We start from the raw sequence: 15519 nt of genomic DNA on the forward strand, positions 1-15519 counted from the left end.
AAATTATTTAGTAATAGGAATCTTTGGTCCTAATCCATCATCAAGTGAGCTACCATCATCACCATTGGCACAACCATCGATATGTTGTACAAGATGATTAGGGCCTCCTCCAAAAATTTTATGAAGATTATCAATCTTTGCCATTTGTAATTTTTTTAAAGATAGTTTCTTTTTGTCTTTTTTTTCGTTTTTCATTGTAAAAAAATTTTTTTTAATTGTTTGCAAATAAAAGCGTTTTTTCTATTTGATCGTAAAAAAGCTTTTCTAGATTCATGAATTTAGAGTTGGTATGATTTTTTAATTTTCTGATTTTCAGTATTTTGTTATTGTTTTTTTTGATTTTAGTATGACTCTCATTTTTAAATAATATTTTTGTAAAAAAGAGGAAGATGTTTAAAATAAGGTTGCTTTTGTTGCTCGTTTTATGTAATTTATTTTATGCACAAAAAAACAACACTGAAAATATTGCCAAAAGTGTTTTAAAAAATTATAGTTATCAGGAACTGGAGGGAAAATTCTATGAAATTTCGCCGGATGATACTAATGGTAGAAAAAATATTGCAAAATCATACCTTGAAAAAGCAAAAAGTGATCATGATGAAACGCAAATTGCAGAAGCTTATATCATGCTGCATTTTGATGAATCATTGCCCAATGCATTGAAATATCTTGATAGCGTCCAGATGATCACAAGGCAATCCAAAGAGATCTATTATCCTGCCAGGACTTTTTTGTTAAGAGGGAATTTATACTTTAAGTTTGATAATCTTCAGGCTGCTTTGAATAATTATGTACTGGGATTGAAATATGCTAAAGAGAAGGGGTATAAGAGGCAAATTGCCATGGCCAATATTAGTATTGCTTATTTAAAAAACTATATTGGAAAGCATGCTGAGACTGTTAAAACTCTAAGATATTATTTATATAATGCTGATTATCTGAATGAGGACGAACATAATCTTCTTAAAATTAATCTGGCAGATGCTTACATAGACGGTAATAAATTGGATTCAGCATTTGTATTAATACAGGAAGGACTTGAGGCTTCAAAAAAAAATAAAAATCTTTATAGCTATTATCAGAATCTTGGTTTATTGGGGTATTACAATTATTCCTTAAAAAAATATAATCTTGCCATTGAAAATTTACAGCAGTGCAAAAAATACTTTTTTACAGCAAACTACAAAAGCAAAAGAAACCAGAACTACACACTTTTGAATTTAGGCAGATCTTATGCTGGCTTAAATGAAAGAGCTAAAGCAATAGAAAATTTTGCTAAAATTGATTCAATGGTGCTCAAAACGAACTATGTTTTTCCGGAGCTTAGAGAGGTTTATACTTACCTTATTGACTATTATAAAGAAACCAATGACAGGGAGAAGCAGCTGTATTATGTTGAAAGATTTTTAAAGGTAGATCAGGTATTGGATTCCCGCTTCAGATATATTTCCAGAGAACTTCCCCGACGATATGATACCCCAAATCTGTTACAAGAAAAAGAAGCTATTATCAGAGAGCTGAAATACCGGAAAATATTCTTTTACATTGCTTTAACTGCTTTATTTATAATTATTTCACTATTAATCAGGTTTTACCTCAAATACAAAAATTCAGAAAGAAAATATAGAAAGATTGCACAGGACCTGATCCAGGCTGTTAATGAAAATGAGAGCGAAAAAAAACCGGAAATAAAAATGGAAGCTGTTGCTGTAGAAGTACCGAAAAAAACTGAAACAGGAGTGGACAAAATACCGAAAACTGTTTCCGAAGACGTTGTACAGACCATTTTAAAAGGACTTAGTGTTTTTGAAAGTAAAGAACAGTTTTTAAATAAAGGAATTACCCTGGGAACACTTGCAAAAATGATTAAGACAAATTCTAAATATTTGTCAGAGGTAATTAATACCCATAAAGGAAAGAATTTTACAGCGTATCTTAACGATCTTCGCATTGATTATGCGATAGGCAGATTAGCAAAAGATAAAAGATTTCGCTCATATAAAATTCCATTTATTGCCGAAGAACTGGGATATAACAATGAGCAAGCATTTACTTTGGCTTTTAAAAAGAAAACAGGGACTCTACTTTCTGTGTATTTAAAAGAAATTGAAAAGGCTGTAAACTCTATTGACCCAATTTGATGGAGTAGATACAGGTTACATTTACGATATCGGAAATCTCAAAGCTTTACAGAGGAAGGTATATTCAGGGAGTTGTTTAGACCAGATCTACGTATTAATCCTTCCGTTTATGCTACAATATCAATCCCGCAAATTTTACAGTTGCCGGAAAGACGTATTGGTTAACTTTTGCTAAGACGTTAGCTATATTAATTCTGTTAGGCTCAATGTTGGGATTAATTATGGTGGGACTGGTCGATGGCTTCTAAATATTAATGTATTTACTCCAAAAATCATTGATTAAAATTTTCACTGCCGGTTAATTTATTTTTCACATCTCAGGATCTTATGCTTATATTTAATTTTCTTTTAAATTTCGTGATCCAAAAAACAGAGACTTAATTTAAAATTAATTGAAAAAGCAATGGTGGAAAATTTTATTTATTATTTAGGGCTGGTTCTTGTCATTATCGGGGCTATTATGCTGGCCAATCGGCTGAAAGTGGCTTATCCCATCATATTGGTTATCGCAGGACTGCTGATCAGTTTTATTCCCGGATTGCCGGTGTTGAAAATTGATCCTGAACTTATCTTTATTATTTTCCTGCCTCCGCTTTTATACGAAGCTTCTTTTGCCGTATCATGGAAGGAGATCTGGAAAATGAGGCGCATTATTACCAGTTTTGCCTTTATTGTGGTTTTCCTTACGGCAATATCCGTAGCTTTTGCAGCAAACTTATACATTCCCGGCTTTTCATTGGCGTTAGGCTTTGTGCTGGGAGGAATTGTATCACCGCCGGATGCGGTAAGTGCAGGAGCTATTTTGAAGTTTGTGAAAGTTCCTAAAAACCTGTCTACTGTTCTGGAAGGGGAAAGCTTATTTAATGATGCTTCCTCACTGATCATTTTCAGATTTGCAATGGTGGCTGTAGCTACGGGACAGTTCTTATGGCAGGATGCAGCGTTGAGCTTCGGATGGATGGTTTTTGGAGGTTTGGGAATAGGAGTTCTACTGGCTTTTGTCTTTCTTGAAATAGAAAAAATATTTCCCACTGATGTCAATATGGACGCGATCCTTAGCCTGGTAGCTCCGTATGTGATGTATATCGCGGCAGAAGAATTTCACTCTTCAGGAGTATTAGCCGTGGTAAGCGGTGGTTTATTCCTTTCCGTAAGAAGGCATCAGATTTTCAGAACTTCACAATCCAGGCTGAGAGGGTCCAATGTATGGGAAAGCTTTGTATTTCTGATCAACGGAATTGTATTTTTATTGATAGGTCTTGATCTGCCGGAAATTTTGGTGGGCTTACATAAAGAAGGGATAAGTTTATCCGATGCGATAGGTTATGGCTTGCTGATTACCGCTGTATTGATTCTGGTTCGTTTTATCTCTTCATTTGGTGCTGTTTTTGTAACCTTGATTATGCGGAATTTTATTAATGTAGCAGACAGAAATCCTGGAATGAAGGCCCCGGTATTGATGGGCTGGACAGGAATGCGTGGGGTAGTTTCACTGGCTGCAGCACTGTCTATTCCTGTTGTGATGGAAAACGGACAGCCTTTTCCACACCGAGATCTTATTCTCTTCATTACATTCATCGTAATTCTTGCCACTTTGATTATTCAGGGGTTGACATTACCCACCCTTATTAAAGCACTTAATTTATCCGATTCGGGAGGAGGATATATGTCTGAAGAAGAATCTGAGCATTTTTTAAGGAGGGAGATGCGTCGTGTAGCCTTCAGATATCTGGATGAAAATTATAAAGAAAGAAGAACGGAAAATGAATACTTTAGCCAATTGATGGACCGCTGGGAGCAGGAAGATAAAGAAGACTCTATCCATAAGTTATCCGAAGAGGCCAAAGAAATCTATTTTGAAACTCTCGAACAGCAAAGAATCTGGCTTCGGGAAGAAAACAGGCGGAATCCTAATATTGACGAAGAATATATAAGACATTATTTAACCAGGCTTGATCTGGAAGAAGAAAGACTCAGAATGTAAAAAATCAAGCGAATGAAAAATTTAAAAAAGCAGCTCGGGCAGTTTCCCGATGAAAAAAGAAAAGAATATTTCAGTACGCTTCCCAATTATCTCAATGGGAGGTTTCAGAATATATTGACGACACCTGCCTTATTGGAAGGTGAAAGTATGACCAAACTGCTTCTCCAGAGCTTATGCAAAGTAGAAAATACCTCACCCAAAGCGGCACTTCCGTTTGTGGTAACTGATCTTAAGAATCTTCAGCCCGAGGAAAATGTTTTGGTATGGTTCGGGCACAGTTCCTACTTCATACAGGTGGATGGAAAGAAATTTCTGATAGATCCTGTTTTCAGTGGAAATGCCTCTCCAATGCCGGGTTCCATAAAGGCTTTTCAGGGGGCAGACTACTACAAGCCGGAACACATGCCGGAGATAGACTTTCTGCTTATCTCACACGACCACTGGGATCATCTGGATTATAAAACCGTTCAGGAATTAAAAGATAAAGTGGGTAAAGTCATTTGTGGTCTGGGTACCGGACAACATTTTGAATACTGGGGCTGGAGCTTTGACAAAATCATTGAGAAAAACTGGTGGGAAAGCATAGACATTGCTGAAGGTTTCAGGATCACTCTTACTCCGGCAAGACATTTTTCAGGAAGATTGCTGAATCGTAATATCTCTCTCTGGACATCTTTCGTTTTAAAAACTCCCACTAAAAATCTGTTTTTGGGTGGAGACAGCGGTTATGGTAATCATTTTACAGAAATTGGAAGCCAATATGGCCCGTTTGACCTTGCTGTCATGGAAAATGGGCAGTACAATGAAAAATGGCCGTATATTCATACATTACCAGATCAGCTGATGACAGAAATAAAAGAGCTGAAAGCTAAAAATTTTATCCCTGTACACAATTCCAAATTCAAGCTGGCACAGCACATCTGGTATGAGCCTTTGGAGCTGGCATCAAAGCATGCAGAAGAAAACAACATTCCGATAACACTTCCCATGATCGGAGAAAAAGTAAATCTCGATCAGTTAGAATCAGCAAGCTGGAAAAAATGGTGGGAAGAATATAGATAAATGAAATAAACAGAAGTTGTCTGAATTTTCACATCGGTTATTTTTACCCATTTAAACTTACTTAAGTAAACTAAAGTTTTTTAAATAAAGGTTTGTGGCTTTGTGAAATTTAATATAAAAAACCTGCCCATCACGGAGCAGGTTCTTCCTTATTATAAAAAATAATCACTACAAAGGCTCCTTATGGTTTACCTTCGTATGGATGATGTCGTAAAATACAGCTGGATTGGATGCATCAGGAGTAATTCTGTAAGTGAATGTGGTTTCGTTCAGAACCAGGATATCCACAACACGGGTAAAAGTAGGGGTGGTAAGTGTTCTCTTTTTCCCGTCTGGAGAAATAGACCATGTTCCTTCAGATCTTAATACATCGTTTAGTCCGAAAATTCTGAAAGTTCCGTTGGCTTTGAAGTAAGAATATCCTACAAAACCTGCGACGCTGGGATCATTTAAGGCTACATTATTTCCACTTTTGTCCTTTGCTCCTGTGGTTTCCCATGGAGTAGAAGCAAGTGTAAGCTGTCCGTTAGCGGGTTCGGCATGAGACGTTCTTGTATGAATAATGTCGTAATACAGAGAAGGATCACTTGAGTTAGGATGGATTCTGTAAGTGAATTCATTTCTGTTCAAAACAAGAATTTCAACATCACGGGTGAAAATAGTTGTTCCGTCCGGATTCAGTGCAGCAATGGTTCTGGTCTTTCCCTGTGGATCTACAGACCATGTTCCCATCGATCTCAGTACATCTGTCAGGTTATAAATAGCAAACTTTCCGTCTGCCTTGAAGTAAGCAAATCCTACATATCCGGCTACGCTGGCATCAGTAAGGGCTACATTATTTCCATTTTTATCTTTTGCTCCGGTCGTTTCCCAGGGAGTAGAAGACAGTACCTGTGAGGGAGTCTGCTGTTCAATACTCATTTCATTGTCATCGGTTGAACATGAAATGAAAGATGCTGATAGCAATACAGACGCAGACAAATAACATAATTTTTTCAGTGTATTCATAAGGGTATTTTTAAGTCTTTGCAAACTTATCCCTAATAGATATCAATGCGTTGTATAAAATATCTCATTTGTTGTAGAAAACATAACAGATCATAAATTAGAATGTAAGAAATGATATTGGTGTTGATTTCTACATAATCATACCAACGCTATAATAACTACTACTATTGAATACGTACAATTCCCCTCCTTTGGAGGGATGGCGAAAATTCAAAGAATTTTTGACGGGATGGTTTAATATTCTCAGATAAAAAATATTTCTTACCATAAAAACTCTATTTTTGAGCATGAATAACAGAAACCGTGGAAAAAATACAGGTGATGACACCCTGTTCGGCGCAGAGAAACAGATCGGCAAGCTGAAACTGGCTGTTGAAGACATGCTGTATCTGCTGAGTAGAGAATACCCGGAAAAAGCAGCTTCTGAACTGGTAGGAAACCGGTACAGGCTCAAAACCCGTCAGATACAGGCTCTTCGTGGAGCATCTGCATCTGCTACACAGCTACAAAACAGGCAGTTGAAACATGTAAATTCTTCATCGTTAAAAGGAGAGACCGTATATATTGACGGCTTCAATGTTCTGATCCTGTTGGAAAGCCTGCTTTCTGAAGCATATATTTTTGAAGGACTGGATGGCTGCATCCGTGACCTTTCAGGGGTTCATGGAACTTATAAAAGAGTGAATCAAACGCTGAGAGCAGTAGAACTAGTCGCTTCTTTTTATCAGAAAAATAAGATTCAGAAGCTTGTTTGGATCTTTGATAAGCCTGTCTCCAACAGTGGACGGATAAAACAGATTATTCTGGAATTTGCTGAGGAGCATCAGCTCAATTGGGAAGGTGATCTGCAGTACAACCCCGATAAATTTCTGGCAGAAAGTTCAGAAACTGTTATTTCCTCCGATGCCTGGATTCTGGATCACTGTAAAGCATGGTTTAATCTGATCGGATATCTGATCAAAGAAGAAAACCTTTCTGTTAATCTGATCAAAATGATGTGAATATGAATCTGTTTGAACCTTATATTTCCCTTTTTTCTGAAGCATGGAAAAGTAAATACAAAGCCATTTTAGAAAGAGAGCATCTGGAACATCTGGAAGAAAATATATTTAAGTTTAAGAAGAATAATCTGGAACTGGATGCACCTTATTTTAACGAAGAAGTAATAATCAACCGTGAAGAAAGTCTTGAAAAACTGATTACCATTCTTGAAAGTAACAATTCAGATGAGGTGAAGACAAAACTTCTGGAAGCAATTCCGTTTGAACATTGGCTGAATGTTTTAGGACAGAGATTAACCTTAGCGAGCATTCGTGATGAAAATGCTATTCCACCTTTGAAAGCCATCCTTATCAAAGCTTGTCAGGAGCCCTTCAATAACGAAATCACCATTGCCCAGAGAGCCTGGGAAAAACATATCGGAAGAATGGATGATAAGTTCTGGGGAGAAATCAAAGGAAACAATCAGCAGAAGCAGGAAAAAGTAATAGAGAAAATCCATGAAATTTTAGAAAATAAAACCTGGTGGAATGTTTTTTTCCACTATAAACATGAACTTGTTTTTGAAGTCAGGGAAAAACAGGGCCATGGAATCCGGTGGAGTCACGGAGGAACAAAGCTGATCGGCTTTCTGGAAAAATTCATCAATGAATAAACACAAACCTCTGTGGCATCTGTGAAATTCGTGGGAAAATAAAGCTCTCGCAGATTTTGCAGGTTCCTTTAAGCAATAGCAGCATTTCCTTAGTCGTTGCCCTTAATGGAAGATTTTACTTTTCCACCTTTTTTATCTTCTTTTTTACTACGTAAAAACATTGCGCACTGAGCTTCTAGTTTTGCAGACATAAAACAGAAGCTATGAATCAATCAGATCAAAAATTTTCAACCGAAGAATGGGAAAACTGCCTCAAAGTTTTGAATGCTTTGAAGGAAAATCCTTTCCTGAATCCTGATAATCAGACATTTTCAGGACTGATTACAAAAATTCATAAAAACGCCAAAAAACAAAGCCGTTATGAGAACTATTCTGAGATGAAATCTCATGATCTGGCCGTAAATTCCAATTCAATATTGATGCGGAAAGCATTGGCAGGCGTTTCTGCTTTTTATGATGATGAAAAGGAAGAAGTGAAACTTACAAAGCTTCAGATTCCCAAAAACTGCTACTGCTGTAACCAGAGCTATCAGTATGCGCACTCTTTCTATTCCAGATTATGTCCTGTATGTGCTGAAGAAAATTATGAAAAACGTTTTGAAACGGCAGATCTTACCGGAAGAAATGTAATTCTGACAGGGGGAAGAGTGAAAGTAGGTTTTGCCACCGCATTGAAGGTGTTAAGAGGCGGGGCCAATCTGGTTTTGACAACCCGTTTCCCGGCATTGTCGATGGAGCTTATGCAGCAGGAAGCAGATTATGACAACTGGAAAGACAGATTGTGGATATACGGTCTGGATTTAAGAAATTTAAAGGCTATTCAGGATTTTATAAACTTCTATCAATTTAATTTTGATACACTGGATATCCTGATCAATAATGCTGCACAGACCATAAAATATCCTGATGAATATTACCTTCCTATAATAAAACGTGAAAAAGAAAAGCTGATAGAATTTAAAAATATTCAGACCCTGATCCCGAATCAGACAGATATTTCAAGTGAAATTGCGAAACTGGAATATGCTTATCATGAAGAAACACAAGTGGCACTTACCCGTTTCGGACAGCCTGTGGATAACAGAGAAAAAACAAGCTGGAATTCCACGCTGGAAGAGGTTTCCATGTACGAACTGGTAGAGGTGAATCTCATCAATCACATAGCGCCTTATTTCCTGATCAAAGAATTGAAACCATTGATGAAAAACTCAGCATTTAATGAAAAATTTATCATTAATGTGACCTCATCAGAGGGAATTTTCAGCTACGAAAATAAAACGGTTTTCCACCCGCACACCAATATGACAAAAGCGGCGCTGAATATGATGACTCTTACTTCTGCAAAAGAATTTGAAAATGATCAGATTTATATGAGTGCCGTAGATGTGGGATGGATTTCTACAGGAGAAGGAAAGCCTCAGAAAGAAGCAGTTTGAGATGGGCTACATTCCACCGTTGGACTCTGTGGATGGTGCAGCCAGAATTCTGCATCCTGTGATGGAAGGAATAAAAGGAAATTACTTCAGTGGAGTTTTATTGAAAAACTATAAAGTTCATACCTGGTAAAATCCATACGGAGATAATAGTAATAATGGAAAAATACATTTTGCTGAAATGAGTTGCAGGTTCGATTCCTGCTTATCTCCCAATTCTTGAAACGGTAGCTCAACGGAAGAGCGTTGGCCTTCCACGCCAGAGGCTGCGGGTTCGATTCCCGCCCGTTTCACAGGAGTACATAGTTCAACAGTGAAGAATGCGTCCCTGTCACGGACGAGGTTGCAGGTTCGAGTCCTGCTGTACTCCCAACTTAAATAATGGAGATAATAGTTTAAATGGAAAAATAATTCCTGCCCAGAATGGTTGCGTGTTCGAATCACGCTTATCTCCCTAACCCGAAAGTCAGAGCGGCAGTTTAAGACGGAAAAATATATCCCTGAAGGATAGGTTGCCGGTTCGATCCCGGTCTGTCTGGCTTTCATTTTAAAAAATAATACCATGCTTAAAGATTTATTGATTTTTTTGAACATCATTGATGAAGTAAAAGTTCCAGTGCCTATGCAGTGGAAGGAAAGAAAACCGGTTGAAAGAACTACGAGACCAAGAATTCCTAAAACAGATCTGGTTAGAAAGACAGAAGTAATTCCGTTGGAAATTAAACAGGAATCTTTTGAAGATACACTTGTAACCAAAAATGAAAATATACCGGAATACTTTTCAACAGGAAGAGAAAGAAAATCCAACAGAAACTATCTGAACAGAATTAGAAATCTGGCAGAATATACCAAAGGCTATAAAGAATACTGTCTTGAGAAAACAAGCAATCAGCACATGATGAAAGCAGAAGACTATCATATCTATGCTAAAAATGGAACTACAGAAACATTCCTGATTGCAAAAGATGCTTTTATAACTCATAATGAACATAAAATGCTCCGTATAGAAAGTGATTGCTTTGTAAAATATATCCAGCAGGAATATAACCCGATAACCCAAATGATAGAAAATGCCTACGACTGATACCATACGACGATACAAAATATTCTCTGAAGAAGATTGGGCGAATATTGTTTTTGATGAATATGCTTTGATAGAGGTATATGCTAAAAATATGACCTTCCATTGCACCGAAATAATAGGAAGCCTGCTTTTGCGTGGCGAAGGCTGCCGGTTTCCGGAACTGAAACACATTAAAGGAAATCTTTCTATTGATGCACCGAACTGTGAAATTCCATTTCTTGAAACAGTGGAAGGATATTTTAAAATGCATTGCCGTACCCAACTGGATCAGCTTAGAAAAGTAAGCGGCCATTTCAAATGTATTATAGATGCTACCTTTAAAAATCTGGAAATAACCGGTGGATATGTTTCTGTAAAAAATACTAAGGTATATGCCCGGAATGGTGAGTTGCTGAAAACAAGAGTTGTTATTCCTGTTCAGTACCAGTTTCAGGCCGATGCGCTTCTGAAGGATGGTATTTTTGATATCAATATCATTGGAGATAATATTGTGATTCCTCATCGGGAAATGCGGGGTAAGATCAATGTTGTAGGTAAGAATATTTCATTTCCGAATCTGGAATTTGTTCATGGTACGCTTAGAATAAGATGTAATGAGGCATCCGGACACAGGTTTACCCATCATTTTCCGGAACTGAAAAAACTGATTGGTAATCTGAGACTGGATAATACAAGAGTTTTGTTTCCAAAACTTCAGGAAGCCAGCGGAAGCATTAATCTGCAAAGTGGTTCTTATGTTAACTTTCAGGCGCTTGAGAAATGTGGACATGTTATCATCAATGGTGGAAGTGGAGCTGCATTTCCGGTATTGACAGATATTAATGGGAACTACCAGTATTATGGTTCTGAAACCTGCTATCTGCATGCACTTCAATACGTGAAAGGAAGTTTCAATGCGTTCAAAACCATTGCTCCCAATATTGCTGAAGTAGGTGATCTGATCATCCACGAAAGCGGCAGTTTCGGACACCTTCAGAAAATTAACGGGAAAATTCAGATTCCTTATCATGCGGACGTTCAAGTAGATTTTAAATCACTGGAATATCTTGGAGAATGGGGTGATTCAAAACAGCAGGGGCTTCAGTTTCTGGTTTTGAACTGTATCAACAATTATTTGTATAGTACCTATGACGGTTTTGAACAGATTGCAAAGAATATTTATTTTAAAATTAATAATAATATCTATCTTACAAAAGATCAGTTCATTGTTTCAAGGATGCCATTCCATTTTATGATTCATGAAAAAAGTTATCCTTTGAGAAAGCTGATTGCCATTTTAAAATTGCGGCACAGCAGTTTTCAGAATTTTGTGACGCGTGAATATGAAAGACAGTGGGAAAGTTTTGATACTCCGTTTTTTACACAGATTTTAAATAAAATTGAAAGCCTGTGGGATAAAGTGGAACCGATGAAGTTTGAAGAATTTTTTAATGCAGAAAATCGGAATTTTAAACTCTTCTGTTTCAGCTATTATGGCGTAGGAAATCTGATGGAAAAACTGGAAGCTCAAAAAATCAATGAAAAAGAAATTGAAGTTGATTATATTGAATATGATGAAAACGGAAACCAAAAGTTAATCAGGAAAACCAACCGTTATGAAGTTCACCAAGTTGAAAATCAGAAACTAGGAATATTTGTATGGGGGGGAAGACAGCAGTATTCCTATGCTGTGAAATGCTGGTGCCCTTCCACCAAAAAAGAACACTGGCTGTGGATAGAACAGGAGTATAAAGATGATGCTTTAACGGCCATTGCATCTACCTTCAGAATACACAGTAATCTGATTCCATATATCAGATGTTTGAAAAGACAAGGAGATTTGCTGATCTGCGAATTGAAGGAAAAAATAGCTCCGGCCGGAGAAATAAGGCCTTTGACGGCTTCAGAGTATTTTAATCTCCTGAGAGCAGAAACATAAACAAGAAACAGTAGTTTAACTGGAAAAACATTCCACTCAAAGGAAGGTCATCGGTTCGAACCCGGTCTGTTTCTATTTTTTAAACTAAAAATCATGGAAGAATTAGAATCAATTTTACATACCATCATTAAAGAGAAAAAAGGATATGTCACTTTTCTTACCGGAGCCGGAATCTCTGCTGAAAGCGGACTTCCAACATATCGTTCCATTGATGGAATCTGGATTAAAGGAACAAAATATCACCGTCCGGAAGAATTCGGAACCTTACAATATTTCAGACAGGAAACAGAAGAAGTCTGGCAGTATAATCTTTTCTGGAAAAAACTCATAGCTGAAGCCCAACCCAACAAGGGACATCTTGCGCTGACGGAAATTGAAAATCTTTTGGGCGACAGATTTAAATTAATCACCCAGAATGTAGACGGTCTCCATCAAAGAGCAGGAACCCAAAAGGTTTATGAAATCCACGGAAATAAACAGAAAGTACGCTGCTCAAAAGAATGCAGTGAACCTATTGACTTTCCGGAAAATGTAAAGCAGAAAGAGTATACAGAAGATCTTACATCAGAAGATCTTGACGGTTTGAAATGTAAAAAATGCGGAAGCTGGCTAAGACCTCATACTTTATGGTTTGATGAGTCATATAATGAAAAATATTATTATTTTGATACTGCTTATGATATTGCTGATCATACCGATATTTTGTTTGTTATTGGAACTTCGGGATCTACTGCATTGCCTGTCAATATTGTAGAAACAGTAAAAATCAAAGCCAGGTGGATTGTCCTTGTCAACCCTGAAAGTGATACCTATTTCGATTATATTCTGAAAGGAAGCAAAAGACTTTATTCAATTCGGGAAAGCAGTACATCAGCATTACCAACGTTAAAAACAATAATTCAGGAAATAATAAAAAAGTAAAAAACAAATGAACACTTATATTGACATTGGTATTAATCTGACCAATAAACAGTTCTATAATGAACACGAAGAAATTATCAACCGTGCTTTGGATCACGGGCTTGAGCATATGATTCTTACCGGAACCAGCGTGAGAGGAAGCAAAGAATCTGCCGGAATTGCAGAGGAATATCCGGAAATTCTATTTTCAACAGCCGGAATTCACCCTCATGATGCCAAGTCATTTAACGGAGAAAGTACCGCTGAACTCAGAAAATTATTAAAACAGGATCATGTGGTTTCCGTTGGCGAGTGCGGGCTGGATTTTGACCGTGACTTTTCTCCCAGACCTATTCAGGAAAAATGCTATCAGGCACAGCTTGAACTCGCTATAGAAGTGGATAAACCTCTTTTTCTCCATGAAAGATCCGCATTTAAAAGATTTAATGAGATTACAGATGAATATCTTTCCCAATTACCGGCAGCGGTTGTACATTGCTTTACCGGAACATTGAACGAAGCAAAAACTTATCTGGATAAAGGATTTTATTTAGGATTTACAGGAGCTATCAGTGATGAGAAAAGATTTAAACACCTTGAAGACGTTATAAAATATGTCCCTCTTGACAGGATGATGATTGAAACGGACGCCCCTTTTATGCTTCCGAAAAACATGCCCAGAATACAGAACAGACGGAATGAACCTTCATTTTTACCTTATGTGGCACAAACCATTGCCCATCTGAAGAAGATCAGCATTTCCGAAGTGGCAGACGAAACTACAGAGACTGCCAGAAATTTTTTCAGACTATAAAAAAGAGCTCTACTGATGAAGTAAAGCTCTTTTTTTATAATGAATTTAGTTCTTACAAACTCTTAATTGCCGATTCCAAAGCCAGTTCCATCATTGGGTTCAAAGCTTTTTCTCTTTCGTCAGCAGAAATTTTTTCGTGGGTAGGGATAATATCCGTTACCGTAAGAATAGTCGCTGCATTTTTTCCTAAATGCTGAGCATTGGCGAATAAACCAAAAGCTTCCATTTCTACTGCAGGACAGTTATATTTTGTAGCAATTTCCGGAGTAGCAGGATCTTTTCTGTAGAAAATGTCACTGCTGTGGATATTGATTGCTTTTGCGTTTAAGGATAGTTCTTTAGCCGTTTCATTAATGGTATTGAAGATATTTCCCTGGTGAGAAAGGATTTCGTCTTCAATTCCCCATGCGTATTTAGCATAAGTACTTTCACTGGCAGCTTTATCAATATTTAAAATATCAAAAAGTTTAAGATCCGTATTGTAAGCACCGCAAGTCCCGATTCTGATGATGGTATCTACTTCATATTCTGTAAACAGCTCAAAAGAATAGATCCCGATACTTGGGAACCCCATTCCACTTGCCCCTACAGTAATTTCCTTTCCTTTATAAAGACCTGTATAGTAAAAGATACCTCTGGTTTTGCTTACCAGTTTTGCATTTTCTAAATAATTTTCAGCAATATACTGTGCACGAAGCGGATCCCCCGGCTGCAATACTACTTTAGCAATTTCTCCTTTTTTTGCACTGATGTGAATACTCATAATGTTATTTTGAATAGGGCAAAGATAACAACTTTTAGATTGTTTCAGGTATTGCGTCAATGTAAACAATGAAGTTGCCTGTCATGATCAGAATACATAAGATGTTAGCAATAAGTGCTATAAATGAGATGATATAAAAAGTCTTTTACATTATTCAAAATATAATCCGGTAAATACAAAACAATAAAATAATAATAAGGAGCAGGTATCGTGAAAACAGCCGGGCTACTTTTGCAGAAGTAAAACATTTAAAACATTTTAAAATGAAAATCGAGCATATTGCCATTTGGGTGAAAGATATTGAACAATCCAGAGCATTTTATCAGAAATATTTTGGAGCGGTCTCCAATGAAAAATACCATAACCCTATTAAAAACTTTCAATCCTATTTTCTAAGTTTTGATAATGGCTGCCGTCTTGAAATCATGACCAGACCGGATATCAAAGAAAGTGAAAACTCATACGAATCCCAGCAGTATGGAATCATCCATCTTGCATTTTCGGTAAACAGTAAAGAAAAAGTAGATGAACTTACGGAAGTGTTAAGGAAAGACGGCTATACAGTTGCCGGAGAACCACGTACAACAGGAGACGGCTATTATGAAAGTGTCATTCTGGATCCGGAAAATAATATCATTGAAATTGTATCACAGTAAGTCATTGCGAGGAGCTTAAACGACGAAGCAATCTATTGATGATTTTAAAAACGCAAAGACGCAAAAAGGGATAGCCTTGCTGAAAATCTTTGATTTTCTTGC

The 15519-nt window shown here is 37.0% G+C and carries 15 protein-coding genes and 3 tRNA genes; 15 read left to right on the forward strand and 3 right to left on the reverse strand.

The genetic code is table 11. From position 1 onward, the window contains the following. Window positions 1-3: 3 nt before the first annotated feature. Window positions 4-195: a hypothetical protein gene (locus tag AC3FI7_RS20090; protein WP_142724206.1), complete on the reverse strand. Its 192-nt coding sequence runs from the start codon at window positions 193-195 to the stop codon at window positions 4-6. 194 nt (window positions 196-389) lie between these two features. Between AC3FI7_RS20090 and AC3FI7_RS20095 the strand changes: the two genes are divergently transcribed. From AC3FI7_RS20095 to AC3FI7_RS20105, 3 genes are all read left to right on the forward strand, one after another. Beyond that, on the forward strand, window positions 390-2141 hold the full coding sequence (locus tag AC3FI7_RS20095) for a helix-turn-helix domain-containing protein (RefSeq protein ID WP_491460761.1): 1752 nt from the start codon (window positions 390-392) through the stop codon (window positions 2139-2141). Between the two features lie 403 nt (window positions 2142-2544). Next, the gene (locus AC3FI7_RS20100) at window positions 2545-4125 is read left to right on the forward strand and encodes a Na+/H+ antiporter (protein WP_491460762.1); all 1581 of its coding nucleotides are present in this window, start codon (window positions 2545-2547) and stop codon (window positions 4123-4125) included. A 12-nt stretch (window positions 4126-4137) separates the two neighbouring features. Continuing rightward, entirely contained in the window at window positions 4138-5187 is a 1050-nt protein-coding gene (locus tag AC3FI7_RS20105; protein WP_491460763.1) for an MBL fold metallo-hydrolase, read from the forward strand. Window positions 5188-5355: 168 nt separating this feature from the next. Here the strand turns inward: AC3FI7_RS20105 and AC3FI7_RS20110 are convergent, their stop codons facing one another. Next, window positions 5356-6195 carry a DUF4822 domain-containing protein gene (locus AC3FI7_RS20110; RefSeq protein WP_491460764.1) on the reverse strand — a complete coding sequence of 280 codons (840 nt, stop codon included), beginning with the start codon at window positions 6193-6195 and terminating at the stop codon, window positions 5356-5358. Between the two features lie 287 nt (window positions 6196-6482). Here AC3FI7_RS20110 and AC3FI7_RS20115 point away from each other — a divergent pair, with 287 nt between their 5' ends. From AC3FI7_RS20115 to AC3FI7_RS20165, 11 genes are all read left to right on the forward strand, one after another. After that, a complete protein-coding gene (locus AC3FI7_RS20115) occupies window positions 6483-7196 on the forward strand; it encodes a DUF434 domain-containing protein (RefSeq protein ID WP_491460765.1) in 714 nt (237 codons plus the stop codon). Window positions 7197-7198: 2 nt separating this feature from the next. Then, complete coding sequence (locus AC3FI7_RS20120) at window positions 7199-7849, forward strand: tRNase toxin domain-containing protein (protein WP_491460766.1); 651 nt, start codon at window positions 7199-7201, stop codon at window positions 7847-7849. 203 nt (window positions 7850-8052) lie between these two features. Further along, window positions 8053-9285 carry an SDR family oxidoreductase gene (locus tag AC3FI7_RS20125; protein ID WP_491460767.1) on the forward strand — a complete coding sequence of 411 codons (1233 nt, stop codon included), beginning with the start codon at window positions 8053-8055 and terminating at the stop codon, window positions 9283-9285. A gap of 1 nt (window position 9286) precedes the next feature. Beyond that, entirely contained in the window at window positions 9287-9415 is a 129-nt protein-coding gene (locus AC3FI7_RS20130; RefSeq protein ID WP_491460768.1) for a hypothetical protein, read from the forward strand. A gap of 88 nt (window positions 9416-9503) precedes the next feature. Continuing rightward, window positions 9504-9575, forward strand: a tRNA-Gly gene (locus AC3FI7_RS20135). Window positions 9576-9578: 3 nt separating this feature from the next. After that, window positions 9579-9652, forward strand: a tRNA-Asp gene (locus AC3FI7_RS20140). A gap of 192 nt (window positions 9653-9844) precedes the next feature. Further along, window positions 9845-10366, forward strand: a complete 522-nt coding sequence (locus AC3FI7_RS20145) for a hypothetical protein (protein WP_491460769.1) — start codon at window positions 9845-9847, stop codon at window positions 10364-10366. After that, a complete protein-coding gene (locus tag AC3FI7_RS20150) occupies window positions 10353-12284 on the forward strand; it encodes a hypothetical protein (protein WP_491460770.1) in 1932 nt (643 codons plus the stop codon). The genes AC3FI7_RS20145 and AC3FI7_RS20150 overlap by 14 nt, the downstream gene beginning before the upstream one ends. Before the next feature lie 4 nt (window positions 12285-12288). Then, window positions 12289-12358 (forward strand) — tRNA-OTHER (locus tag AC3FI7_RS20155). A 19-nt stretch (window positions 12359-12377) separates the two neighbouring features. Next, on the forward strand, window positions 12378-13205 hold the full coding sequence (locus tag AC3FI7_RS20160) for an SIR2 family NAD-dependent protein deacylase (RefSeq protein WP_491460771.1): 828 nt from the start codon (window positions 12378-12380) through the stop codon (window positions 13203-13205). Between the two features lie 7 nt (window positions 13206-13212). Continuing rightward, window positions 13213-13998: a TatD family hydrolase gene (locus AC3FI7_RS20165; RefSeq protein ID WP_491460772.1), complete on the forward strand. Its 786-nt coding sequence runs from the start codon at window positions 13213-13215 to the stop codon at window positions 13996-13998. A 52-nt stretch (window positions 13999-14050) separates the two neighbouring features. On the opposite strand, the gene deoD is transcribed toward AC3FI7_RS20165, so the two are convergent. Beyond that, window positions 14051-14761 (reverse strand): purine-nucleoside phosphorylase, encoded by a 711-nt coding sequence (gene deoD, locus AC3FI7_RS20170; protein WP_041462068.1) that lies wholly within the window; start codon window positions 14759-14761, stop codon window positions 14051-14053. 263 nt (window positions 14762-15024) lie between these two features. Here deoD and AC3FI7_RS20175 point away from each other — a divergent pair, with 263 nt between their 5' ends. Next, on the forward strand, window positions 15025-15417 hold the full coding sequence (locus AC3FI7_RS20175; protein WP_142724195.1) for a VOC family protein: 393 nt from the start codon (window positions 15025-15027) through the stop codon (window positions 15415-15417). Window positions 15418-15519: the final 102 nt, after the last annotated feature.

This window comes from Chryseobacterium sp. TQ-BC-N36 (assembly GCF_058382295.1).

What these genes read in the sequence shown, in the direction of transcription:
- AC3FI7_RS20090 (WP_142724206.1), bottom strand. Translation starts at nt 195, where the DNA reads ATGAAAAACGAAAAAAAAGACAAAAAGAAACTATCTTTAAAAAAATTA.
- AC3FI7_RS20095 (WP_491460761.1), top strand. Translation starts at nt 390, where the DNA reads ATGTTTAAAATAAGGTTGCTTTTGTTGCTCGTTTTATGTAATTTATTT.
- AC3FI7_RS20100 (WP_491460762.1), top strand. Translation starts at nt 2,545, where the DNA reads ATGGTGGAAAATTTTATTTATTATTTAGGGCTGGTTCTTGTCATTATC.
- AC3FI7_RS20105 (WP_491460763.1), top strand. Translation starts at nt 4,138, where the DNA reads ATGAAAAATTTAAAAAAGCAGCTCGGGCAGTTTCCCGATGAAAAAAGA.
- AC3FI7_RS20110 (WP_491460764.1), bottom strand. Translation starts at nt 6,195, where the DNA reads ATGAATACACTGAAAAAATTATGTTATTTGTCTGCGTCTGTATTGCTA.
- AC3FI7_RS20115 (WP_491460765.1), top strand. Translation starts at nt 6,483, where the DNA reads ATGAATAACAGAAACCGTGGAAAAAATACAGGTGATGACACCCTGTTC.
- AC3FI7_RS20120 (WP_491460766.1), top strand. Translation starts at nt 7,199, where the DNA reads ATGAATCTGTTTGAACCTTATATTTCCCTTTTTTCTGAAGCATGGAAA.
- AC3FI7_RS20125 (WP_491460767.1), top strand. Translation starts at nt 8,053, where the DNA reads ATGAATCAATCAGATCAAAAATTTTCAACCGAAGAATGGGAAAACTGC.
- AC3FI7_RS20130 (WP_491460768.1), top strand. Translation starts at nt 9,287, where the DNA reads ATGGGCTACATTCCACCGTTGGACTCTGTGGATGGTGCAGCCAGAATT.
- AC3FI7_RS20145 (WP_491460769.1), top strand. Translation starts at nt 9,845, where the DNA reads ATGCTTAAAGATTTATTGATTTTTTTGAACATCATTGATGAAGTAAAA.
- AC3FI7_RS20150 (WP_491460770.1), top strand. Translation starts at nt 10,353, where the DNA reads ATGCCTACGACTGATACCATACGACGATACAAAATATTCTCTGAAGAA.
- AC3FI7_RS20160 (WP_491460771.1), top strand. Translation starts at nt 12,378, where the DNA reads ATGGAAGAATTAGAATCAATTTTACATACCATCATTAAAGAGAAAAAA.
- AC3FI7_RS20165 (WP_491460772.1), top strand. Translation starts at nt 13,213, where the DNA reads ATGAACACTTATATTGACATTGGTATTAATCTGACCAATAAACAGTTC.
- deoD (WP_041462068.1), bottom strand. Translation starts at nt 14,761, where the DNA reads ATGAGTATTCACATCAGTGCAAAAAAAGGAGAAATTGCTAAAGTAGTA.
- AC3FI7_RS20175 (WP_142724195.1), top strand. Translation starts at nt 15,025, where the DNA reads ATGAAAATCGAGCATATTGCCATTTGGGTGAAAGATATTGAACAATCC.